We start from the raw sequence: 22250 nt of genomic DNA, 5'->3' as shown, positions 1-22250 counted from the left end.
GCCCGCGATTCGGGGAGCCATGCGTACCGTTCCCGGAATTCTTTCGGCACCGCCCGATCGCACCGGCCTCGCCCTCGGCCTCCGGACGGGATGTCCGTCCTACTCGGTGCACCCCTGCTGCCCGGCCGCCAGCGTCACGCACGCCTTCGCCTCGCCGGCGTCCTTCACGGCCACCATCGGCGTGTAGGCGATCGTGTCGCCGGCCACCGTGATGCTTCCGCGCTGCGCGGTCCTCCCCGCGGTCACCCGGACCTCGTCGCCCTGCGCGGCCTGCGTGATACGGCCCCACGCCGCCGCGCAGGTCTTGCTGTAACGGACCTCGACGACGGCCGGGCCGACGGTCGCGGTCTTCGCGGTGGTCACCAGGTCACCGCTGCAGCCCATGCTCTCCGCGTCCTTGCCGGTGCAGGAGGCACCGCTGCACTTCACCCCGGCCGGCAGGTCGGCGTCGGTGCTGAGGGACGGCGAGGGGGACGGCGCGGCGTTCTGCTTCTTGCCGTCGTCTCCGCGGTTCGTCAGGAAGAACGCGGCGGCCACCACGACCGCCACACCGACGACGCCGGCGAGGAACATCGTCAGCCGCCGCTTGCCGGACGCCCCGCCGGACGCGTTCCCGCCGGGCCTGGGCCCCTGCGGGGGTTCGCCGTACGGGCCCGCCGTCGCCGGATTCCACGCCGGCCCGTCGGCCGGGGCCGACGGACTCGGCGAAGGCTGCGGGGACGGGTTCGGTGACGGGTTCGGTGATGGCGAGGGCGCCTGCGCGGGAGATCCCGCAGACGCGGCCCCAGCCGTACGCCCGCCACCGGTGGGCGCCGGTCCCTGATAGCCCGCTATCCCCCAGGAGTTCCTGCCCGGGGCCCCTGATGAGCCCCCCGAGGCCCCGGCCGACGAACCGGCCGCCGAGCCCGGCTTCGTGCCGCTCGCGGAACCGCCGGATGACCCGCCGGATGACCCGCCGGGCAGTACCTCCCGTACGCCGCCCACCGAGTCGCGGGCGTCCGGTGCCGTCGGCTGCGGCGGCACGCTCGGGAACACTCCGGCCGGTCCGGCGATGCCGGGAGTGGCCGTGGCGCTGCCGCTCCTGCGGGCCTGCCGGCTCCCCTTGGCGTTCGCCGCGGGCGCGCCGACCTCGCCGCCGAACTCGCCGAGCGCGGCCCGAGCCTGGGAGATCCGGATGGCCTCCATGGTCATGTCGTGGCGCATCTCCGAGCGGCTCCAGGCCCGCTCGGCGAGTTCCCACATCGTTGTGAGATGAATGGGATTGGTGCCGGTGACCTCGGCCAGGGCGACGATCGCGCCCTTCGGCGCGAGGAGCCGGCCGTTCAGATAACGCTCCCAGGACGTCTTGCTGTAGCCGGTGCGGTCCGCCACCGACGCGATACTCAGGCCGCTGCGGTCCACGAGCCGACGCAACTGGCTCGCGAACTCCCTGACCTGCGGATCGAGTTCCTCCGGCAGATCCTTCCAACGAGGCATTGCTTCCCCCTCTTCCCCCCGGTAGTGCTGGTGCTTCCGCGCGTTCCCCGGTGCGTGGTGCCTCCTGCCGAGTCCCCGTTGTGGCTACCCACAGGGATGCGCGCCATCAGGATCTCAGTTCCCGGGGGTGGGGGCGCACAGGTGCACGGTGGCCGCGGGCGTGCACCGTTGCACGCCCACCGGGAAGAGGTCCAGCGCTCCGTCGGCAGAGGGGCCACGCTAGCCCCCATGTCGAACGACATCGCGTCAAATGCGCGAACTTGTCAATACATCGACACAGAGGGCACACACCGGAAATACCGCCTGCCACAGGAGTGTCCGGCTCACCCGAACACCACCATGCCGACCATGCCGACCAGCACCGTGAGAAGGAGCAGCAGCACGGCCGACCACAGCAGCCGCCCGCCCCGACCGCCCCCGCTCTTGGCCGGATTCTCAGGCGTCCCGGCTGTTTCGGGAGGCGTGTCCCACCAGGGCAGCGTGGGATCGTCCTCGTACCCGTCGCCCGCGTCACCCCCGTCGCGCGTGTCCTCAGCGTTGCCGGGTGGACCGCCCGCGTCGCTCCCGGCGGTCGGTGCTGCCGGTGCGGGGACCGTCGCCGGGCGGGGCCAGGCCTGGACGGCCAGTTCCCAGCGCACCCCGAAGCGTTCGGCGTCGGGGTCGGCGAGGCCCGCGATCCGGCACAGGGCGACGACGGCCTGCCGTGGCGGTGGCTGGCCCGCGTTGAGGTAACGGTGCCAGGACGACTTGCTGTACGCGGTGCGGGCGCCCAGCGCGACGAGGCTGAGCCCCGTGCGGTCCTTGAGGAGCCTCAGCTGTTCCACGAAGTGCCGCACCTCCGGCGGCAGATCCTCCGGCAACGCCTGCCAGCCGCCCATCATCCACCTCCACGGCGTCGCCCGCCTCCCCCGGTTCCTGTGCAAGTGACGACGTCAGCGGAGTGATCGGTTCCCGTTCGGGCCGCTCTGTGGCGGGGCGCGGACACCGTGGCGGAACGGTCACTTCCGTGCCACAGCCGACGGACAGCCGTTGAACAGGAAGTTCCCGTGCCGGAGTGTGGATGCCGGCGGCGGCCCGTCCTTGCTCGGGGGAGAGGACGGGCCGCCGTTTCCGTACTCCGGTCAGCCGCTGACCGTGAAGTGCAGGGTGTCCTTGAGGAACGGGATCACCAGCCAGGGGTTCGGCTGCACCATCAGGGCCAACAGCGCTATCGCGGAGCCCAGCACGCCGTACGTGACGATGTCGGTGAAACGGGAGCGCACGGCGAGCATGCCGACGTCCGGCAGCAGCCAGCGCAGGACTCCGCCGGCCAGCAGCGCCATGCCGATCAGCAGGGTGCCGTAACGGAACAGATCGAGGGCGGTCAGCAGCAGCCCGACTCCGACCGCCCCCAGAACAGCGAGGATCGGCCACTGCCGAGCGGGCGCCGGCGCATCCCGCGGCGCGGCCCGGCCGCCGCCCTCGGGCCGCGCGGTGTCCTTGGTGAACAACGGGAACCGCCGCGTAGCCCGACGCGGCCTCCCCGCGGCATCGGGCGCGCTGACGGCGTCCCGCACCTCGATGTCGTCCGGCGGTTCGGCGGGGCCGACCACCCTGACGTCGTCCGGTGCCGCGGCGGTGTCCACCGCCCTGACGTCGTCCGGTGCCGCAGCGGTGTCCACCGCCCTGACGTCGTCCGGTGCCGCGGCGGTGCCCGAAGCGGCGGTGCCGCCGAGGGGCCGAGAATCAGCACCGGTCGCGCCGGCACCCGAAGCCGCGGTGCCGTCTCCGACGCCGGTGGCTCCCGAGGCCGTGGCGCCGTCGGCGGCTCCAGCGGCGTCGAGGGCCCGTATACCGTCCACGGCCCGGCTGCCACCGGTGTCCTCGACGCCCTCGGCGCGCGGTGTCCCTTCGGCCCGCCTGTCCTCAGCCGACACTGCGCTCCGCCGCCTCGACCACGTTGACGAGGAGCTGGGCCCGCGTCATCGGGCCGACGCCGCCGGGGTTGGGGGAGATGAAGCCGGCCACCTCGGCCACGTCGGGGTGGACGTCGCCGACGATCTTGCCCTCGGCGCTGCGGGAGACGCCGACGTCCAGGACGGCGGCGCCCGGCTTCACGTCCTCGGCGCGGATCAGGTGCGCGGAACCGGCCGCCGCGACGATGATGTCGGCGCGCTTGAGGTGCGCCGACAGGTCCCGGGTGCCGGTGTGGCACTGGGTGACCGTGGCGTTCTCGCTGCGCCGGGTCAGCAGCAGCGGCATCGGCCGGCCGATGGTCACACCCCGGCCGACGACCACGACCTCCGCGCCCTTGATCTCCACGCCGTACTGGCGGAGCAGGGTCAGCACGCCGTTCGGGGTGCAGGGCAGCGGCGCGGGTTCGTTGAGGACGAGGCGGCCGAGGTTCATGGGGTGGAGGCCGTCGGCGTCCTTGTCCGGGTCCATGAGCTCCAGGATCCGGTTCTCGTCGATGCCCTTGGGAAGGGGCAGCTGGACGATGTACCCCGTGCAGGCCGGGTCCTCGTTCAGTTCGCGGACGACCGCCTCGATCTCGTCCTGCGTCGCCGTGGCCGGCAGTTCCCGCTGGATGGAGGCGATGCCGACCTGCGCACAGTCACGGTGCTTGCCGGCGACGTACTTCTGGCTGCCGGGGTCTTCCCCGACGAGGATCGTGCCGAGGCCGGGCGTGACGCCCTTCTCCTTCAGCGCCGCCACGCGGGCGGTCAGATCGGACTTGATCGCGGCTGCGGTGGCCTTGCCATCGAGAATCTGGGCGGTCATGGTCCCATCCTCGCGGATGACCCGGTCCCGGTTCCAATCCGGGGCCCCTGGACAGGTGCGGCACCCGTCCCGCCGTACCCCCCATGAGCCCCTCAAGATCAGCGAGGTTGCACTTGCACAACGCCTCCGGAATGCGGCTGGACAAGCGTGACGAGCGTGCAGAACGATGACATACACAGTGCCGCGGGCAGCTCATCGGGGGGACGGCCGCATCTGAAGAACGTTCCTCCGTACGATGCCGCCGCGCGTCGTCCCCGCACTTGGAATCAACGGAGGAAGAACCGCCATGAGTTACGGCGACCCCAACAACCCCTACGGCGCGCCGCAGGGCCAGCAGCAGCCCCAGCAGGGTTACGGATACCCGCAGCAGCAGGGCCAGGCACCCGGCTACGGCTATCCCCAGGCCCCGCCGGTCGGACAGGCCGCGTACGGCGCCACCGCCCCGATGGCCTCGATGCCCGGCTCGGTCAGCGCGGCCCGCGTGATGCTGTGGGTCATCGTCGGTCTGCAGGTCCTCGGCGTGGCACTCTTCGCCTTCGCCGCGGTGGCCATCGACAAGGCCAAGGACGACGCCGCCTTCAAGCAGTTCGCGGACTACCCGACCGGCGCGCTGTGGGGCTTCGCGGTGTTCGCGCTGGCCTGGCTGGTGTGGGCGGCCTACCTGGCGACGAAGTTCACCTCCGGCGGCAACGGCGTGCGCGTCACCGTCCTGGTCTTCGGTGTCATCACCGCGGTCCTCGGCCTGTACCCGTTCACCCTTGTGGGCATCGTTCACCTGGTGCTCGGCATCCTGATCGCCGTCTTCGCCGGCAACTCCAAGGGCAAGGCCTGGTTCAACCGCCCGCGCTAGTCAACTACCCAGCGCTAAAGCGCCGGGCTTGCACAACGGGCATCACTGGCGGTGATGCTGCGTTTGCGTCCAGTCCCGCCCCGAGAGGTTCGGGGTGGGGCAGGGGCCGTTGACTGGGCCCCGCGTCGCCACGACTCCCACGCTCTCGCGCGGATGTTGCGGGAGCTGTTGCGGTCTGCGTGATCAACGAATCCGCAGCTCCGGCAGGCGAACCAGGCCTGGGACATCCGGTTCGCCTTGTCGATGTGGCCGCATTCGGCGCAGGTGCGGGAGGTGTACGCCGGATCGACGTGCACCACCGGCACCCCCGCTTTGCGGGCCTTGTACGCGATGAACTGCCCCAGCTGGTGGAAGGACCAGCTGGAGTGGGTGGCCCGTCGGGGCTTGCGAAGCCGTACCCGCTCGCGGATGCCCGTCAGGTCTTCCAGGGCGATCCCGCGACCGGTGCGTTCTGCCTCGGCCACCACATGTTTCGCGATCTTGTGGTTGATGTCCTTGGCCCTACGGGCCTCCTTGCGCCGCCGCTTCTTCAACCGGCGCTTGGCGGACGGGGTGTTCTTCTTCTGCAGCTTGGCGCGCAGGCCGCGCTCGCGGCTGCGGATCCGGTTGAGTTCGCGTCCGGCCAGGATCTCGCCGTCCGAGGTGGTGGCGATGTTCACGATGCCCAGGTCGATCCCGAGGAAGTCCACCGGCTCCCTGTTCAGCGGTGCTTCGGGGATGTCGCAGGTTGCGTTCAGGAACCACATGCCGTCCCGCTCCAGCAGGTCGGACTCGCCCTTGCGGTACAGGGCCAGGGTGGCCAGCTGCTCCGGGGAGGCGGTGAACGCCACGCTTTTGACCCGCCCGCCGGTGGTCCAGATCGACACCGTGCGGCCGGGGATCTGCCAGGACAGCATGCGGTCGTCGTAGGGCTGCGCGCCCTGGGGGCGGAAGGAGATCGGCTTCTCGGTCGCCCGACGGCGGCGTTTGGAGCCGGGACGTCCCAGGTTTCCGGCCTTCAGGTTCGCTTTCAGTGTGGTGTACGCGTCGCATGTCTTCTTGATGACGTGCTGGGCGGCCTGCGCGCCCAGGCCCCAGCGGGACTTGACGGTGTCGTAGGTGTGCCGCCGCAGGGCGAAGTTCTTGAACTCACCGCGCTCGAAGGCCACCTCGCTCACCCAGGTCGCGGCCTCGTTGCAGACATGCAGGGTTGCCTCGAGTGCCGCCGCCTGCTGGGGCGTCGGCAGCAGTCTGACCTGCACCACCAGCTTCACAAACACCGAACGTACACACCCGCACGACAGGCCACCGCACGTTCGAAGTGGATCACCTGAACGAGTGACACACATGGTCGGGTGCCAGCGCCGTGACCGGAACAGACCCGACCGCTCCCCGGCCGAGCAGACATCATGGCGCTGCGGGGCTCCACGCCGCCTGACCCAGGATGCTTCCTTCCGGGACGCGAGCGCCCGGAGCTCCTCGCAAGAAACAAGCTGAACGCACCGGGCGACTGAACAGTTCGCGCCATTCCTGTCCAAGGGCCGTGTCTCACCCGCACGAGGGGGACACGGCCCTGGTGCGTCGCCCTACTCTGACCCCTGTAGCCGTCAGGCACGGGGAGACGCACCTTGTACAGCATCATCGTGGTACCTCCGCCGACCACGGAGGACGAACCCACTCGCACCAGGCGGCAGCTCGCGCCCGGCGAGCGGCTGACCTTCGGCCGTTCCGAACACCACAACGACCTGATCGTTCCCCATGACGGGGTCTCCCGCAGAGCGGGCGCGATCAGCGCGCAGGGCGCCTTCTGGACCCTGAGCAATCTCTGCGGCCACCAGACCTACGTCGTGGAGAACCCGGAGGGCGCCGGCGAGCACATCAAGGTCGGGCCGGGACGGCTGGAAGCGCCGGTGCCGTTCGAGTTCTCGCGGATCGTGCTGCCCGCCGCGGGCGACCTGCTGGCGATCGACGTGTGGGCGCCGCGTCACGACTATCTGCGCACCGAGGGCGTCCTCGACGGCGACACCACCGCGCCCGCCTTCTCCGTCGACCGCAGCAAACGCTACTTCGCCGTCCTCGCCGCGCTGTGCGAGCCACGGCTGCGCGGTGCACCGCACGCCCCGCTGCCCACGGTCGACCAGGTCGTGGACCGGCTGCGCCCGACCTGGCCGGCGGCGTCCCGGACCTCCGTCCAGTGGAACATCGACTATCTGGCCGTCAAGCTGCGCCTCAAGCCCGGCCCGGGGAACGCGGAGACGGGCGCCCGGCTCAACGGCAAGAAGGAGTCCCTGGTGTCCCTGGCGCTCCGCTTCGACCTGGTCCGGGAGGACGATCTCACCGTCCTGACGGCGGCGGACGCCCGGAGGTCACGGTGACCGAGCCGTACGCCGTGCCGGTGCCCCGGGGGTACCGGGTCGGCGCCTGGGAGGTGCGCGAGCCGATCGCGACCGGCGCGTTCGGAAGCGTGTACGAAGCACGGCGCACGGAGGACACGGGAGACACGGAGGGTACGAAGAGCACGGAGGGTACGGCGGGCACAGAGGGTTCGGCGGGCACGGAAGGTGCCCCGGGCGTGCGGGAGTTGCCGCGCACCGCCGCCCTGAAGTTCCTGCCCACCGGCACCGGAACCCCCCGGCAGCTGACCCACCTGCGCGAACTCGTCGAGCGGGAGGTCGAGTTGCTGCGCCGGCTCAGCCGCCCGCGCCTGATCCGGATGTACGACACCCTCACCGTCGACGACCCCGAGCGGCCCGCCCTCGACGGTGCCACGGTCCTCGTACTGGAGAAGGCGGAGCGCTCGCTGTCCGCGCTGCTCGCCGCCTCGCCCCGGCCCGCCGACGGGCCCGCGCTGCTCGCTCAGATCTGTGAGGGGCTGGCCCAGCTGCATCGCGCGGGCTGGGTGCACGGGGACCTGAAACCGGCCAACGTGCTGCTGATGAAGGACGGTTCGGCGCGGCTGGCCGACTTCAACATGGCCGCGGAGCTGGAGGGCACACACGCGTACACCCCGGCGTTCTCCACGCCCGACTACACCCCGCCGGAACTCCTGTGGTCGGAGATCGGCGAACGCGGCCGCCGGATCCGCCCGTCCGCCGACGTCTGGGCCTTCGGTGTCCTCGCCCATCTCGTCCTCACCGACTCCTTCCCGCTGCCCGGCGGCACCCCGACGGCCCGCCGCGACGCGGCCGCCGCGTACGCCCGCGGCACCGACGAGCTGCGGCTGTCGCCCGAGCTGCCGGACGCGTGGCGGCAGATCGTGCAGGACTGCCTCACCCGTACGCACGCCGGCCGCGTCACCACCGAGACCCTGCTGAGCCGGGTCGAGGCCGCCGCGGGCACGGGCCGCTCGCCCCGGCCGTTCCGGCTGCGGCTCGCCCGCCGTACGGCCGTAGTGGCCGCCGTGACCGCCACGGTCGCGGTGGCCGGGCTCGGCTACGGCATCTCCCTCTGGTCGGACACCGGCGGCAAGTCCGACCCCGGTGCCCCCGGCGCGGACGGAGGGAAGGTCTCCGCCGCACCCGGCGCCCAGAACGTCACGTCCGCCGGGTACGGAGCCTCCGAACTCCGCACGGACAAGGGCATCCCCGTGAAGTACCGCAAACTGATCGTCGACTCCGCCCACAACTGCACTCAGCCGGAGGTCACCCCCGCCCTCATCGCCGCGATGCTCAAGGCGGAGAGCAACTTCGACCCGAACCTCTCCGACCCCGCCAAAGGCGAGTACGGCATCGCCCGCTGGACCCCGAACATCCTGCGCTGGTGGGTCCGCGGCGATGGCGTCCCCGCGCCGGAGACCCCCCGTCCTCCCCTCACCCCCGAACAGTCCGTTCCCGCCGTCGGCCGCTACCTCTGCGGCATCGAACCGCTGCTGAAGTCCGACCTGCCGGGCGACCGACGGGTACTGCTCGCCGCCTCGTACCGGACCTCCTACAAGAAGGTGAACGCCGCGAACGGCGCTCCCCCGAATGCTCGCGCCTACGCCGCCCGCGTCGCCCACTACCTCAAGGAGTACACGCCCCCCGGCAAGAAGTGACCCTGAGACTTCCGAGGTACCCCGAGGCCCCCGCCGATGGCAGCGTGGTTCCCGCGGGGGCCTCCGACTCACTCGGGGGAGAGCCGGAGGCCCCTCCCGTCCAGACCGTCCCCGGTTCGCCCGGGAACCTCAGCCGGGATTCCCTGCCGGGATTCCCGACCGGGATTCTCAGCCGACTATGTGCCGGAGATACGCCGACGGGTCGTCGAGGTAGCGCCGCCAGTGGTCGACGAGTTCCAGGTCCCGCCAGGCGGCCGCGCGCATGCCGTGCTCGCCCACCTCGACGATCTCCGCGCCGGGGAGCGCCGTCAGCAGGGGTGAGTGGGTGGCGCAGACGATCTGCGCCCCGGAGCGGCCCAACTCGTCCAGGAGGCCGACGAGTTCGAGGCAGGAGGCGAAGGACAGGGCGGACTCGGGCTCGTCGAGGACGTACAGTCCCGGCTCGTGGAAGCGCTCGCGGAAGGCCATCAGGAAGCCCTCCCCGTGGCTCATCTCCTCCGGGGCGCCGGACAGCCGCCCGGTGGTCCGCTCCCGGCCCAGCGCGTCGAGCGCGGTCTCGGCCCGCAGGAAGAACCCGCGGCGCCGGGTGCGGGGGCCGCTCAGCATCCGGCGGCCGGCCCGGGTCGCCTCGAACCGCACCCGCTCGCCGAGCGGTGACCGCCCCCGGGCACCCGCGTACCGGTACCCCGCCGAGCCGCCCCAGGAGTCCAGGCCGAACGCCTCCGCCAGCGCCTCGACGAGGGTCGACTTGCCCGAGCCGTTCTCCCCGACCAGGAAGGTGACCGGGGCGGTGAATCTCAGGCCGTCGTCGAGCAGTTGCCGTACGCACGGCACCGTCCACGGCCACGCGCGGCCGTCCCGGTCGGCCTCGGCGACATGAGCGTATGCCCGTTCCACGATCATGCCGCCAGGCTCTCATCCGGCACTGACAACCGCCCCGGTGCTCAAGGGCTAGTGGAAGAAGTGCCGCGTCCCCGTGAAGTACATCGTGACGCCGGCCTTCTTCGCGGCCTCGACGACCAGTTCGTCGCGGACCGAACCGCCGGGCTGGACCACGGCCTTCACGCCGGCCTCGACGAGGATCTCCAGGCCGTCGGGGAAGGGGAAGAACGCGTCCGAGGCGGCGTACGACCCCTGCGCCCGCTCGGCGCCCGCGCGCTCCACCGCGAGCTTCGCGGAGTCGACGCGGTTGACCTGCCCCATGCCGACGCCGACCGAGGCGCCGTCCTTGGCGAGGAGGATGGCGTTGGACTTCACGGCACGGCAGGCCTTCCAGGCGAAGGCGAGGTCCGTCAGCTCGTCGGGGCTCAGCGCCTCGCCGGTGGCGAGGGTCCAGTGGGCCGGGTCGTCGCCCTCGGCCTGGAGGCGGTCGGCGACCTGGAGCAGGGCGCCGCCGTCGATCGGCTTGACGTCGACGGGGTGCGCGGGGCCGTCCGCGCAGCGCAGCACGCGGATGTTCTTCTTCCTGGCGAGGGCCTCCAGCGCGCCGTCCTCGTAGTCGGGCGCGACGATGACCTCGGTGAAGATCTCGGCGACCTGCTCGGCCATCTCCTTGCTGACCGGGCGGTTGACCGCGATCACGCCGCCGAACGCGGACAGCGGGTCGCAGGCGTGCGCCTTGCGGTGCGCCTCGGCGACGTCGGCGCCGATCGCGATGCCGCACGGGTTGGCGTGCTTGATGATCGCGACACACGGCTCGGCGTGGTCGTAGGCGGCACGGCGGGCGGCGTCCGTGTCCGCGTAGTTGTTGTACGACATCTCCTTGCCGTGCAGCTGCTCGGCCTCGGCCAGGCCGCCCGTGCCCGCTGTGTAGAGGGCGGCGGGCTGGTGCGGGTTCTCGCCGTAGCGCAGGGTGTGCGCGCGCTCCAGGCTGGTGGCGAGGAAGGAGGGGAACTGCGAGTCGTCGGCGGGCGCGTAGACGGAGGCGAACCAGGAGGAGACCGCGATGTCGTACTCGGCCGTGTGCCGGAACGCCTCGGCGGCCAGCCGCTTGCGGGTGCCGAGGTCGAAGCCGCCGTCCTTGACCGCGGCGAGGACGTCGCCGTAGCGGGCGGGGCTGGTGACGACGGCGACCGACGGGTGGTTCTTGGCGGCGGCGCGCACCATGGAGGGCCCGCCGATGTCGATCTGCTCCACGCACTCGTCGGGCGTGGCGCCGGACGCGACGGTCTCTCGGAACGGGTAGAGGTTGACGACCACGAGGTCGAAGGGCTCGACGCCCAGCTCCTGCAGCTGCCGCCGGTGGTCCTCGAGCCGCAGGTCGGCGAGGATGCCGGCGTGCACCTTGGGGTGCAGGGTCTTGACGCGGCCGTCCAGGCACTCGGGGAACCCGGTGAGGTCCTCGACCTTGGTGACGGGGACGCCGGCGGAGGCGATCTTCGCGGCCGTGGACCCGGTGGAGACGAGCTCCACGCCCGCCTCGTGCAGCCCGCGCGCGAGGTCTTCCAGTCCGGTCTTGTCGTAGACGCTGACGAGCGCGCGACGGATGGCCCGCTTGTTGCTCTCGGCGGTGGCGGTCACTGGATAACTACCTTTCGTCCCTCAATGCGGTAGCCGTTGCGGGCGAGGCGCCCCACGACCTCGACGAGCAGCCTTCGCTCGACTTCCTTGATGCGCTCGTGCAGAGCGCTCTCGTCGTCCTCGTCCCGGATCTCGACCACGCCCTGGGCGATGATCGGGCCGGTGTCGACGCCGTCGTCGACGAAGTGGACGGTGCAGCCGGTGACCTTGGCGCCGTACGCGAGCGCGTCACGGACGCCGTGGGCGCCGGGAAAACTGGGCAGCAGCGCGGGGTGGGTGTTGACGAACCGGCCGCCGAAGCGGGCCAGGAACTCCCTGCCCACGATCTTCATGAACCCGGCGGAGACCACGAGGTCGGGTTCATGGGCGGCGGTCGCCTCGGCGAGGGCGGCGTCCCACTCCTCGCGCGTCCCGTAGTCCTTGACCTTCCGCACGAAGGTGGGAATCCCGGCGCGCTCGGCCCGCGCGAGCCCCTCGATGCCCTCACGGTCGGCGCCCACGGCCACGATCTCGGCGCCGTACGCCTCGACGCCGACGGTCTCGATGGTGTCGAGCAGCGCCTGGAGGTTCGTACCGGATCCGGAGACCAGCACGACAAGGCGCTTGGCCACGGGCTTGGCGGCCACGGTGGGGGCCCTTTCTCGGGGGTGCGTCGGTGCGGGCGGCCTGTGCATTCCTACGAATGCTTCGCGCCCCGGGATACGGGGAAGTCTACGAAGCGGCCGACCGTCAGCAACGATACCGGCACACGGGGCGGCCCCCTTGGGACGGGGGCGTGGCCGGAAGGTAGCGTCTGGGAGGAGCGGGCTCGGGAACGCGGGCGTGGTGTGGTGCGTTCTACCGGTGACAGCTCCCGCCAGACAGCCGTACCACCTACGGGAAGACGCTCACTTGATGCCGGACCGCAGTCTGCGACTCCTCACGCTCCCCCCGCAGTCACCGCAGGGAGGGGAGCGCATCGGCGTGCTGCTGCGAGAGCGCCCGGCCTCTCCCCCGGACACGACGCATGCGACCGGTACGACGTCGGGCGGGGGCGCGGGTGGCGAAGGCCGGGGCGGCGGGTCGTCGCAGGGTGAGGGCGGCAGCGGCGGCGAGCGCGCACCTCAGGACGACAGGGGCGACAAGCGCGCCGGGGCCGATGGGACCGACGAGCGCGGCGAGCAGGGCGACAACCCCTTCGCCCCGCCGCCCGAGGGCACGCCGGACCGTCCCTGGCAACCGCGCCGTCCGGCGGGCGGCGAGGGGGCCGACGGCGGCCGGTCTCCGCACGACGCCGACGGCCATTCCCCCTGGGGCAACCAGTGGAGCGACCGGCAGCCCGGCCGCTCTCCCGGCGGTTTCGGCGACCGCCCGGGCGCCCCGAGCGACGGACCCGAGCAACCGGGGAACTCCGGCCCCGGCACGGGCATGCGGTGGGACCCGACCGACCCGGCCCAGCGACGCGCACGGTACGCCCTGCTGAGCGGCATGTGGGCCTTCTTCTTCGCCCTCTTCGGCTGGCCTTCCGTGGCCCTGCTGCTCGGCGCGCTGGCCATGTACTGGAGCATCAGCGCCCTCCGTGCCAAGCCCCGCACCCCCGACCCGGACACCCCGGCCCCCGCCCAGAACGCCCGCCCCCAGACCACCGCCGCGGTGAGCGGCCTGGTCGCCGCGTCCCTGGCCATCGCCCTGGTCGCCGTGGGCTTCACCGCCAAGCTGGTCTACAACGACTACTACACCTGCACGAACGACGCCCTGACCACCCAGTCACGACAGTCCTGCACGGACCTGCTGCCGAAGGAACTGCGGGGTCTGCTGGGCACAAGCTAGTGCCGTGGCAGGCAATGTTTGCCCGTGAAGGAGCGGCGTCCGGTGCGTGCTCTGGGGTCCCCCCGGCCGAAGGCTGGGGGAGTGCCGGCCGGATGGCTGCTGGGGCGCCAGGTGCTCAATGTTCGGGAAGGGGCGGAGGTTCCGGCGGCTCCACCCTCATGAAGTCATACGGTTCGTCGTCGTCGACGTCGTCCCCGTAGGACGCGTAAGGCACGTAGGGCAGTTCAGCCGCAGAGGGTGCGGCCCTCTCCGTATCGCCCGCCGCTGCCGCCCCCACCCGCACCCGCGGCTTGCCGGCCGTCGCCGTCGCCCGACCTTCCGCCCTCACCGACCGCTCCCGGCATCGCCACGCCCGCGACCCCAACGCCGCCGGGACCCCCAGCCCCGCCGTCCACGCCAGCGCCGCACCCCCCGCCTGCCACCACACAGGCCCGAAGCGACCCAACGCGGAGACCCCGAGCGGCCCTCCCGCCAACCCGGCCAGCACCGCGACCAGCCCCGCGCACAGCACGGCGGCCACCCCGGCGGTCGCAGCAGTCCGCCGGCACGACCACGCCCTCGCCACGGACACCGAAGCGGCCCGCCCCGTGAACCACCCCACCACCAGCCCCGCCGCCACCGGCACCAACCCCGCCGCCCAGTCGAGCCCCTCACCCGCCCCCGCGTCCGGCACCGCCGCCAGCAGCGGAAAGGGCGGCAACAGCGGTGTCGGCGTCGAAGCCAGCGGGGTCACCGCATGCCCGACGCCGAGTGTGAACCCCGGTCCCAGCCCGTACGCCGCCGCCCACACCACCGCGTTCGGCACCAGCGCGAGGCACAGCAGCAGCACCGCGAACCGCCCCGACGCCGCCTCCGTCAGCTGCAGGAACGACGCCCGCGTCGCCCCGCCGTGCCACACCAGCGAGACCGCCAGCAGCAGCGCCCCGCCCCCGACCAGGACCGCCGCCCCGGCCCCGGCCGCCCGCGCGGCGACACCGAGAGGATCCCGCGCGCCCGCCCCGAGGACGAGCCGTCGTAGCCGCGCCGGCAACAGGATCCGCACCCTGTCCACCGTCGCGCCGGGACGGCCGTACGCCGTCCACACCCCCGCCCCGGCGGCCCCCGCCACCGTCACCGGCAGGCAGACCCCCGTCCACCCCCACGCGGGCCGCAGTTCGCCACCCGAGGCGTACAGTGCGACGGCCGCCCCGACGGCGAGGTAGCCGAGGACGACCCCCGTCCAGGCCGTCCGCGCCGAAACCGGCGGCGGCCCGTCCAGTCGCCCGACCTCATGCGCGCTGTCCCCGTCCACCGCGTCCCGCGCCGCCCGGTGCACCAGCCAGACCGGCGGCACGAGCAGCAGCAGCGGGGTGACACCCACGGGCGCGGGGACGCCGGAGAGCGTGTCGGTGCGGACCAGTTCCGCGCCGTGCGCCAGCAGCCACAGCGCCGCGGCGACATGCAGCGCCCCGCCGGGCCCGCTGTCGGGATACGGCGAGCTGATCCACAGCACCATCACGAGTACGGCGAACGAGCCCAGCCCCAGCCCCGCGGCGACGGCGCCGCCCAGCAGGCCGGCGCCCAGTCCGGGTGATCGGTCCCGCATCCGGGTGAGCAGGGACGACAACAGCGGTCGGCGAGCGGTCATCTGGGTCACGACCGTCATGCTCCCAACGACACGCGCTTTCTTGCCGTAACAGGCGAACCACCGATGTGTCGCCCAATATACGTTTATGTACTTTTTCGCGCGAAGGGACGCCCGGTGACGCAGCGCCCTGCCACTCCGCTTCCCCCGCCCGAGGAGCGCCGGCGCCTGCGCGAGGCGGGGTCGTTGACACAGGCTCAGATCGCGGTCCGGTTGGGCGTCGCCGGCGAGACGGTACACGCATGGGAGACCGGCCGCAGGACTCCCCACGGCCGCGAACGGGAGGCGTACGCACACCTGCTGGCCCGGCTCTCCCCCGCACCTCGGCGTGAACCCGCCGCCGCGCCCCTCGCCGCCCTGACGCCCGCTCAGGCCTTCGACGCGCTCTACGCGTTTTGCGCGCCCGCCCTCGTCCGGCAGGCCTATCTGCTCACCGGGCGGCGTGAGCTCGCGCGCGAGTCGGTGGAGCGGTCCTTCCAACTGGCCTGGCAGCGCTGGCCGGAGGTGGCTCGCGACCGGGATCCGGCGGGCTGGGTGCGGGCGACGACGTACGAGTACGCGCTCTCCCCCTGGCACCGTTTCCGCCCCCGCCATCGGCAGCCCGAGCCGCCTCCCGCCGACGCCTCCGCCCGCGCGCTGCTCGACGCACTCCTCACGCTCCCGTCGCCGTACCGCCGCACCCTCGTCCTCTACGACGGTGTCGGCCTCGATCTGCCGGAGACGGCGGCGGAGACGGAGGCGAGCACTCCGGCGACGGCGAACCGGCTGCTGCACGCGCGCGAGGCGATCGCGGCGCGGCTGCCGGAGCTGGCGGACCCGGAGGAGCTGCACTGGCGGCTGGCTGAACTGGCGTCCACGGAACGGCTGCGCGCCGCGAGCGCGACGACGGTGCGCACGGGCGGCGAACGGCGGGCCCGCATCCTGACCCGGGCCGCCATCGCCTCCACGGTCGCGCTGATGGGCGCGACGGCCCTGACCCTGCGGACGGCTCCCACGCACTACGAGCCACCGGTGGCCCCGGGTGAGGCGGTGCGGGGCGTGCCGCCGAGGGTGGCGCTGGGGCCGTTGTCGGAGGGGGAGCTGGAACTCCGCGAGCGACTGCGGGAGGCGACGGTGAGCGGACCCGCGAAACTGACGCCGGTGCCGCGCTGAGCACGGCGGTGCCGCGTTGAGCACGGCGGGGCGAGGCCGAGCACCGCGGTGCCACGCCCAGCACCGCGGAATCACGCCGAGCACCGCGAGATCACGCCGAGCACACGGGACCACGCCGAGCACACGGGACCACGCCGAGCACGCCGAAGGGCCCGCACCCCGACGAGGGTGCGGGCCCTTCCGCTGGACGCTGCGTCAGCGTGCGAGGCTGCGCTCAGTCACCGAAAACGCTCAGCTGCCGAGAATGGCGCGCGCCAGCTTCGCCGTCTCCGTCGGCGTCTTGCCGACCTTGACGCCGGCGGCCTCGAGGGCCTCCTTCTTCGCGGCGGCCGTGCCGGAGGAGCCGGAGACGATGGCGCCGGCGTGGCCCATGGTCTTGCCCTCGGGCGCGGTGAAGCCCGCGACGTAGCCGACGACCGGCTTCTTCACGTTCTCCTTGATGAAGGCCGCGGCCCGCTCCTCGGCGTCGCCGCCGATCTCACCGATCATCACGATCAGGTCGGTGTCGGGGTCGGCCTCGAACGCGGCGAGCGCGTCGATGTGCGTCGTCCCGATGATCGGGTCACCGCCGATGCCGACGGCGGAGGAGAAGCCGATGTCCCGCAGCTCGTACATCATCTGGTACGTCAGCGTGCCGGACTTCGAGACCAGACCGATACGGCCCGGCTTGGTGATGTCGCCGGGGATGATGCCGGCGTTCGACTGGCCCGGGGTGATGAGACCGGGGCAGTTCGGGCCGATGATCCGGGTCTTGTTGCCCTGGGACACGGCGTACGCGTAGAACGCCGCCGAGTCGTGGACCGCGATGCCCTCGGTGATGACGACCGCGAGCGGGATCTCGGCGTCGATCGCCTCGACGACGGCGGCCTTGGCGAAGGCCGGCGGTACGAAGAGGACGGACACGTTCGCGCCCGTCTTCTCGATCGCCTCGGCGACGGTGCCGAAGACCGGGATCTCGTTGCCGTCGATGTCGACGGACGTGCCCGCCTTGCGCGGGTTCACGCCACCGACGATGTTCGTGCCGTCGGCGAGCATGAGCTTGGTGTGCTTCATGCCCGTGGAGCCGGTCATGCCCTGGACGATGACCTTGGAGTCCTTGTTGAGGAAGATAGCCATGGCTGTGTCTGTCCCTCTTCCTTACTTCGCAGCCGCGAGCTCGGCGGCCTTGTCGGCCGCGCCGTCCATGGTGTCCACGCGCTGCACCAGCGGGTGGTTGGCGTCGGAGAGGATCTTGCGACCCAGTTCGGCGTTGTTGCCGTCGAGACGGACGACCAGCGGCTTGGTGACTTCCTCGCCCTTGGACTTGAGGAGCTCCAGGGCCTGGACGATGCCGTTGGCGACCTCGTCGCAGGCGGTGATGCCGCCGAAGACGTTGACGAACACGGACTTGACGTCCGGGTCGCCCAGGATGATCTCCAGGCCGTTCGCCATCACCTGCGCGGAGGCGCCGCCACCGATGTCGAGGAAGTTGGCGGGCTTGACGCCACCGTGCGCCTCACCGGCGTACGCGACGACGTCCAGGGTGCTCATGACGAGACCCGCGCCGTTGCCGATGATGCCGACCTCGCCGTCGAGCTTGACGTAGTTGAGGTTCTTCTCCTTGGCAGCGGCCTCGAGCGGGTTGGCCGCGTCCTTGTCCTGGAGAGCCTCGTGCTCCGGCTGACGGAACTCCGCGTTCTCGTCCAGCGACACCTTGCCGTCGAGGGCGATGACGTCACCGGAGGCGACCTTGGCCAGCGGGTTGACCTCGACGAGGAGCGCGTCCTCGGCGATGAAGGTCTTCCACAGGGTGACCAGGACGTTCGCGACCTTGTCGGCGACCTCGGCCGGGAAGTTCGCGGCCGCGACGATCTCGCGGGCCTTCTCGGGCGTCACACCCTCGTTGGCGTCGATCGGCGTCTTGGCGACGGCCTCCGGACGGGTGGCCGCCACCTCCTCGATCTCCATGCCGCCCTCGACGGACGCGATGGAGAGGAAGGTGCGGTTGGCACGGTCGAGGAGGAAGGAGACGTAGTACTCCTCCAGGATCTCCGGGGCCGTCTCGGCGATCATCACCTTGTGGACCGTGTGGCCCTTGATGTCCATGCCGAGGATGTCCGTCGCGCGGGCGACGGCCTCGTCCGGGGTGGCGGCGAGCTTCACGCCACCGGCCTTGCCACGGCCGCCGACCTTCACCTGGGCCTTGACGACGGACTTGCCACCGAGGCGCTCGGTGGCTGCGCGGGCCGCCTCAGGCGTGTCGATGACTTCACCGGCCAGCACCGGTACATCGTGCTTGGCGAAGAGGTCCCTCGCCTGGTACTCGAACAGGTCCACGCGCTTCCGTCCCTATCAGTGATCTCGCGGTTCGTTGTCTGCGTGGGCGTGCCGCGAGGGCAACGTGACGTCTTCCGTCTGTCAGTCACAAGGGAGGCGCACACGGTGTCCGAGCGCGCGGCATGTCCGTCTCGCAGGTTATCTCTGCTTGCGGGAGGCCTCTAAATCGCGGGTCACACCTGAGCGGTGATACCTGTCACATGATGCCGGGATCACTGGCACCGCGTGCCGCGAAGGAGGGACCTCACCGGGCTGGGGTTGACCCGGTGAGGTCCCCTGAACAGCCCCTGAGTGAGGCTGCGGGGCGGCGGGTCCCCACCCCAATGGGGACCCTTCCGCCCCGTCCGCGAGGTTTCGGCCGGACCGGCCGACGGCTTTCGGCCGTCCGGGACCTGCCCCTCACGGAGTCGGTTGGAGTCGTCCGCGATGGGCGGACTCGGCGGACTCAGACGCGGTAGGGGCTGCCGTACTGCGAGCCGTCCAGGTGCTGCGCGTAGCCCGGGGTGAGCGAGTCCGCGTACGCCGGGGTGATCGAGTCCGCGACGCCCTCGGCGCCGGTGGCGACGTGGCCGGCGAGCGGGCCGGCGGTGTCCCGGACGGTCCCGGTCAGGTCACCGGCGAAGGGCACCGCCTGGCCGGCGACACCGTGCGCGAACGGGCCGACCTCGCCGCTGACGCCGTACGCGAAGGGCGTGACGTCGCCGGTGACGCCGTACGCCAGCGTCGTGGTGCTGTCGACGACGGGCCGGGCCGTCTCCCCGACCGTCTGGACGACCGTGTCGACCACGGGCTGGACCGCGCCGCTGACCCCGTGCGCGAACGGCGGCACCTGGCCCGTCACGCCGTACGCCAGATCGGTCGCGTGCCCGGCCACGCCGTAGGCGAACGGCGACACCTCGCCGACGACGCTCCCGGCGAACGGCCCGGCCTCCTGCGTGACGCCGTACGCGAGCCCGCCCGCGTCCGCGGCGGCCTGCCCGGCGACCGGGACCACGCCGTGCACGACGGTGTTCGCGGCGGGCGGCAGGACGCCGTCCGCGGTGTCGCCGGCGACCTGGCCGGCCAGACCGGTGGCGTACGGCGAGACGTCCGTGCGGACGCCGTCCACGACCGGCTGGACGCCCGCCACGGTGGCGGCGGCGTACGCGGGTACGTCCGCGGCGACGCCGTGCGTGGCCTGCCACCCCTGGGCGAGGGCACCGCCGGCGACCGGCTGCACGCCCTCGACGACGCCGCCCGCGACGGACCGGACGTCGGCGACGACCCCGTACGCCAGCGCGGTGGCCGCGTCGACCGTGTGGCCCGCGGTCTGCTCGAATCCGGCGACGGCACCGCCCGCGACCGGCGTCACGCCGTTCACCGTGCCGGTGACGACCGGGGTCACCCCGTTCACGGTGTGGCCGGCGACCGGCCCGACACCGGCGACGGCCTGCCCGGCGGCCGGCACCACGCCCGCCACCGCCCGGCCGGCGACCGGCAGGGCCCCGTCCACGGCGGAGGTCACCACCGGCGGCACCACCGCGGCCGATGTCTGGTCGACGACCGGGGTGACCGTGCCGGGCACACTCGACACCGTGCCGACGACCCGCTGCTGCACGGCGCCGACCCGGCCCGTGACATGGCTCGGCACGGCGGAGACCGTGGCCTCGGCGGCGCCCGCGACGGTGCCCGTGGTGCCGTGGGCGGTGGCGAGGGTGCCGTGGGCGGTGGCGAGGGTGCCGTGGGCGGTGGCGAGGGTGTCGACGGCCCGGCCGTCGGCGCCGGTGACCGTGGTCCGCGCGGCCCCGGACGCACCCGCCGCGATACGGCCGGCACCCGCGACCGCGTGCCGCGCCTTCGTCCGTACGACGCCGTCGACGCCCTGCGCCTGGGCACGGGCCGCCGACTGCGCGCCCTGCAGCTTCGTCTGGGCGGCGGCCAGCGCCTGCTCCACCTCGGGCGCGAAGGCGGCGAGGGGGCCGAAGAGGTAGTCGATGCCGTGCTGGGTCGTGGTGTCGGCGCCGGCGACGGCAGCGGTCTTGACGGCGGTGACGGTGTCTTCCGCGGCGGTGGCGGTGGCAGCGGCCCTGACCTGCGCGGCGCGGGCGGCCTGGGCGCCCTGGATGGCGGCCCCACCCTTCACCCTGGCGGTCTTCGAGACCGTGACCTTCGCGTCGACGTAGCGGCGGGCCTGGTCGGCGGCTGCCGGGGTCGCCTTCTTGGCGGCTGAGCCGACCTCGGTGTGAGTGGCGGTGGCCGCGGTCGCGGCGACCCTGGTTCCGGCGCCGGTGACTCCGGTGACGGTGTCCTGTACGTCGGAGACGACGCCGTGGACCGTGCCGGACACGGTGCCGGTGACACCGGTGAGGGTTTCGGTGACCGTGTCGGAGGTCGCGTCGGTGGTTGCGTCCGCGGTCGCGTCCGGTGTCGACAGGGGGGTCGCGGGCAGTTCGTCCGCGCTGGCGACGGCGGAGCCGAGCGCCCACGCGCCACTGACACCGGCGGCTATCACGATGGAACGACGGATGTTCTTGTTCATGGCGTGCTTCAGATCCTTAGATCCTCAGGAGTCCGGCGCTCCTCTACGGGAGCTGCGGGACTTGGGAAGGCATGGGGACATTCCGAGGGCTTCCGTCCGGAGTTCGCAGTACGCGGTACGGGTACGGAGTACGCAGTACGGGTTCCGAAGGGGGATCCGGACGGGCGGGCAGACCTGTTTCCGCCCCCGCGCGGCAGGTCTGCGAGGGGAGAGGGCCGTGCCTAGGCGGGGGAGACCGGAATGTCGCGGTGCCTGTCCCGAGTGCCGTATGCGTCGGCACCTGCGGCGGCGCCGGGCACGAGCCTCAGCGGCGCCCGGTGGTCGACGGTGACGGCGTGCGCGTCGCCGCCGTGCCGTGACGAGCCGGTGTCCAGACCCGGCTTACCGCCGAGCGCACCGCCCGGGTACTGGGTGGGCGGGTGCTCGGGGGCGTATCCGGAGCGCCCGGCCCGGTGCGCGGGCGTGCGCCCCACGACATGGGTCGAGGTGGCGCCGGCGACGTACCGGGGTCCGTAGGTGAGGGGCGTACCCGTGTCGGAACGTCCGTGGCCGATCTTCCCGCCCCGGTCGTCCGCCATCGGCGGCGGTGTCGTCGATGCCGACGGAGGGGTCGGCCGGGGAACGGGCGTGACCTGGATCGGCAACGTGTGCACGGGGAGCCTCGGCAGACCGGGGAGCTCCGGAAGACCCGGCAGGGTCGGTACGGAGGGCCCGGACGGCACCGTCGGCTCGGACGGCACGGTCGGGAACCCCGGCAGGTTCGGGAGTTCCAGGAGGCTCGATGTGCCCGGCAGATCTGGCAGCGCCGACAGCCCCGCCGAGGGCGAGTCGGGCACGCTGACGGACAGCCGGGGCAGCTTCGCGGTGACGCCGGCCGACGGTTCGGCAACCGTGGACTTGGGAGCCGTGAGCTTCGGAGCAGTGGGCTTCGGAGCAGTGGCCTCAGGAGCAGACGGCTTGAGAGCCGTGGGCTTCGGGGCAGTGGCCTCAGGAGCAGACGGCGTGGGAGCCGTCGACCTCGGTGCTGCAGTGGCCTCAGGAGCCGTGGGCTCGGGAGTGACCGGTGGGACGTGCGCCGCCACCGCGGCAACCGCACCGCTCGTCACGGACCGGGCGCTGTCGGCCGAAGCTGACGACACCTCACGGGCCGACGCCGACGACGACACCGCGTCAGTCGGAGCCGAGTCCATCCCGTTCGCCGCCTGCGCCTGCC

Annotated in this window: 18 protein-coding genes; 5 read left to right on the top strand and 13 right to left on the bottom strand. The window is 72.4% G+C overall.

Annotation, left to right across the window (positions count from 1 at the left end; genetic code table 11):
• Positions 1-99 precede the first annotated feature (99 nt).
• The 4 genes from ACIBK3_RS07125 to ACIBK3_RS07110 all read right to left on the bottom strand — a co-directional run bounded on the left by ACIBK3_RS07125 (position 100) and on the right by ACIBK3_RS07110 (position 4236).
• Positions 100-1476, bottom strand: a complete 1377-nt coding sequence (locus ACIBK3_RS07125; RefSeq protein ID WP_399362710.1) for a DUF2690 domain-containing protein — start codon at positions 1474-1476, stop codon at positions 100-102.
• Between the two features lie 323 nt (positions 1477-1799).
• A complete protein-coding gene (locus tag ACIBK3_RS07120) occupies positions 1800-2354 on the bottom strand; it encodes a helix-turn-helix domain-containing protein (RefSeq protein WP_399363947.1) in 555 nt (184 codons plus the stop codon).
• A gap of 243 nt (positions 2355-2597) precedes the next feature.
• Entirely contained in the window at positions 2598-3068 is a 471-nt protein-coding gene (locus ACIBK3_RS07115; RefSeq protein WP_399363945.1) for a DUF3017 domain-containing protein, read from the bottom strand.
• Positions 3069-3381: 313 nt separating this feature from the next.
• Positions 3382-4236, bottom strand: a complete 855-nt coding sequence (locus ACIBK3_RS07110; RefSeq protein ID WP_030671505.1) for a bifunctional methylenetetrahydrofolate dehydrogenase/methenyltetrahydrofolate cyclohydrolase — start codon at positions 4234-4236, stop codon at positions 3382-3384.
• Between the two features lie 286 nt (positions 4237-4522).
• Here ACIBK3_RS07110 and ACIBK3_RS07105 point away from each other — a divergent pair, with 286 nt between their 5' ends.
• Positions 4523-5086, top strand: a complete 564-nt coding sequence (locus tag ACIBK3_RS07105) for a hypothetical protein (protein WP_399362708.1) — start codon at positions 4523-4525, stop codon at positions 5084-5086.
• 14 nt (positions 5087-5100) lie between these two features.
• Here ACIBK3_RS07105 and ACIBK3_RS07100 read toward each other — a convergent pair whose 3' ends face one another.
• Positions 5101-6339: an RNA-guided endonuclease InsQ/TnpB family protein gene (locus ACIBK3_RS07100; protein ID WP_399362706.1), complete on the bottom strand. Its 1239-nt coding sequence runs from the start codon at positions 6337-6339 to the stop codon at positions 5101-5103.
• 354 nt (positions 6340-6693) lie between these two features.
• On the opposite strand from ACIBK3_RS07100, the gene ACIBK3_RS07095 reads away from it, so the two are divergent.
• Positions 6694-7440, top strand: a complete 747-nt coding sequence (locus tag ACIBK3_RS07095) for an FHA domain-containing protein (RefSeq protein ID WP_399362704.1) — start codon at positions 6694-6696, stop codon at positions 7438-7440.
• Positions 7437-9098, top strand: coding sequence for a protein kinase (locus tag ACIBK3_RS07090; RefSeq protein WP_399362702.1), 1662 nt, complete (start codon positions 7437-7439; stop codon positions 9096-9098). The genes ACIBK3_RS07095 and ACIBK3_RS07090 overlap by 4 nt, the downstream gene beginning before the upstream one ends.
• Before the next feature lie 168 nt (positions 9099-9266).
• Here ACIBK3_RS07090 and ACIBK3_RS07085 read toward each other — a convergent pair whose 3' ends face one another.
• From ACIBK3_RS07085 to purN, 3 genes are read right to left on the bottom strand one after another with little or no spacing between them, the layout of a single operon-like run.
• Complete coding sequence (locus ACIBK3_RS07085; RefSeq protein ID WP_399362700.1) at positions 9267-10001, bottom strand: AAA family ATPase; 735 nt, start codon at positions 9999-10001, stop codon at positions 9267-9269.
• A 48-nt stretch (positions 10002-10049) separates the two neighbouring features.
• The gene (gene purH / locus ACIBK3_RS07080) at positions 10050-11618 is read right to left on the bottom strand and encodes a bifunctional phosphoribosylaminoimidazolecarboxamide formyltransferase/IMP cyclohydrolase (protein ID WP_399362698.1); all 1569 of its coding nucleotides are present in this window, start codon (positions 11616-11618) and stop codon (positions 10050-10052) included.
• Positions 11615-12244, bottom strand: a complete 630-nt coding sequence (purN, locus tag ACIBK3_RS07075) for a phosphoribosylglycinamide formyltransferase (protein WP_399362696.1) — start codon at positions 12242-12244, stop codon at positions 11615-11617. Before purN ends, purH begins: the two co-directional genes overlap by 4 nt.
• Positions 12245-12512: 268 nt before the next feature.
• Here purN and ACIBK3_RS07070 point away from each other — a divergent pair, with 268 nt between their 5' ends.
• Positions 12513-13427, top strand: coding sequence for a hypothetical protein (locus ACIBK3_RS07070; protein ID WP_399362695.1), 915 nt, complete (start codon positions 12513-12515; stop codon positions 13425-13427).
• Positions 13428-13542: 115 nt separating this feature from the next.
• Here ACIBK3_RS07070 and ACIBK3_RS07065 read toward each other — a convergent pair whose 3' ends face one another.
• Positions 13543-15072, bottom strand: coding sequence for a DUF6350 family protein (locus ACIBK3_RS07065; RefSeq protein WP_399362693.1), 1530 nt, complete (start codon positions 15070-15072; stop codon positions 13543-13545).
• Positions 15073-15168: 96 nt separating this feature from the next.
• Here ACIBK3_RS07065 and ACIBK3_RS07060 point away from each other — a divergent pair, with 96 nt between their 5' ends.
• Positions 15169-16203 (top strand): helix-turn-helix domain-containing protein, encoded by a 1035-nt coding sequence (locus tag ACIBK3_RS07060; protein WP_399362691.1) that lies wholly within the window; start codon positions 15169-15171, stop codon positions 16201-16203.
• A gap of 231 nt (positions 16204-16434) precedes the next feature.
• Here the strand turns inward: ACIBK3_RS07060 and sucD are convergent, their stop codons facing one another.
• The 4 genes from sucD to ACIBK3_RS07040 form a co-directional block, all read right to left on the bottom strand.
• Entirely contained in the window at positions 16435-17319 is an 885-nt protein-coding gene (gene sucD / locus ACIBK3_RS07055; RefSeq protein ID WP_399362689.1) for a succinate--CoA ligase subunit alpha, read from the bottom strand.
• 21 nt (positions 17320-17340) lie between these two features.
• Positions 17341-18519 (bottom strand): ADP-forming succinate--CoA ligase subunit beta, encoded by a 1179-nt coding sequence (gene sucC / locus ACIBK3_RS07050; RefSeq protein ID WP_399362687.1) that lies wholly within the window; start codon positions 18517-18519, stop codon positions 17341-17343.
• A gap of 445 nt (positions 18520-18964) precedes the next feature.
• Complete coding sequence (locus ACIBK3_RS07045) at positions 18965-21037, bottom strand: hypothetical protein (RefSeq protein ID WP_399362686.1); 2073 nt, start codon at positions 21035-21037, stop codon at positions 18965-18967.
• Between the two features lie 221 nt (positions 21038-21258).
• Entirely contained in the window at positions 21259-21873 is a 615-nt protein-coding gene (locus tag ACIBK3_RS07040; RefSeq protein WP_399362684.1) for a hypothetical protein, read from the bottom strand.
• Positions 21874-22250 lie beyond the last annotated feature (377 nt).

Origin of the sequence: Streptomyces sp. NPDC050287 (assembly GCF_044459385.1) — a bacterium.
GTDB lineage: Bacteria > Actinomycetota > Actinomycetes > Streptomycetales > Streptomycetaceae > Streptomyces.
The sequence above is the reverse complement of the archived record's forward strand: the minus strand, read 5'-3'. Positions and strand labels throughout refer to the sequence as shown.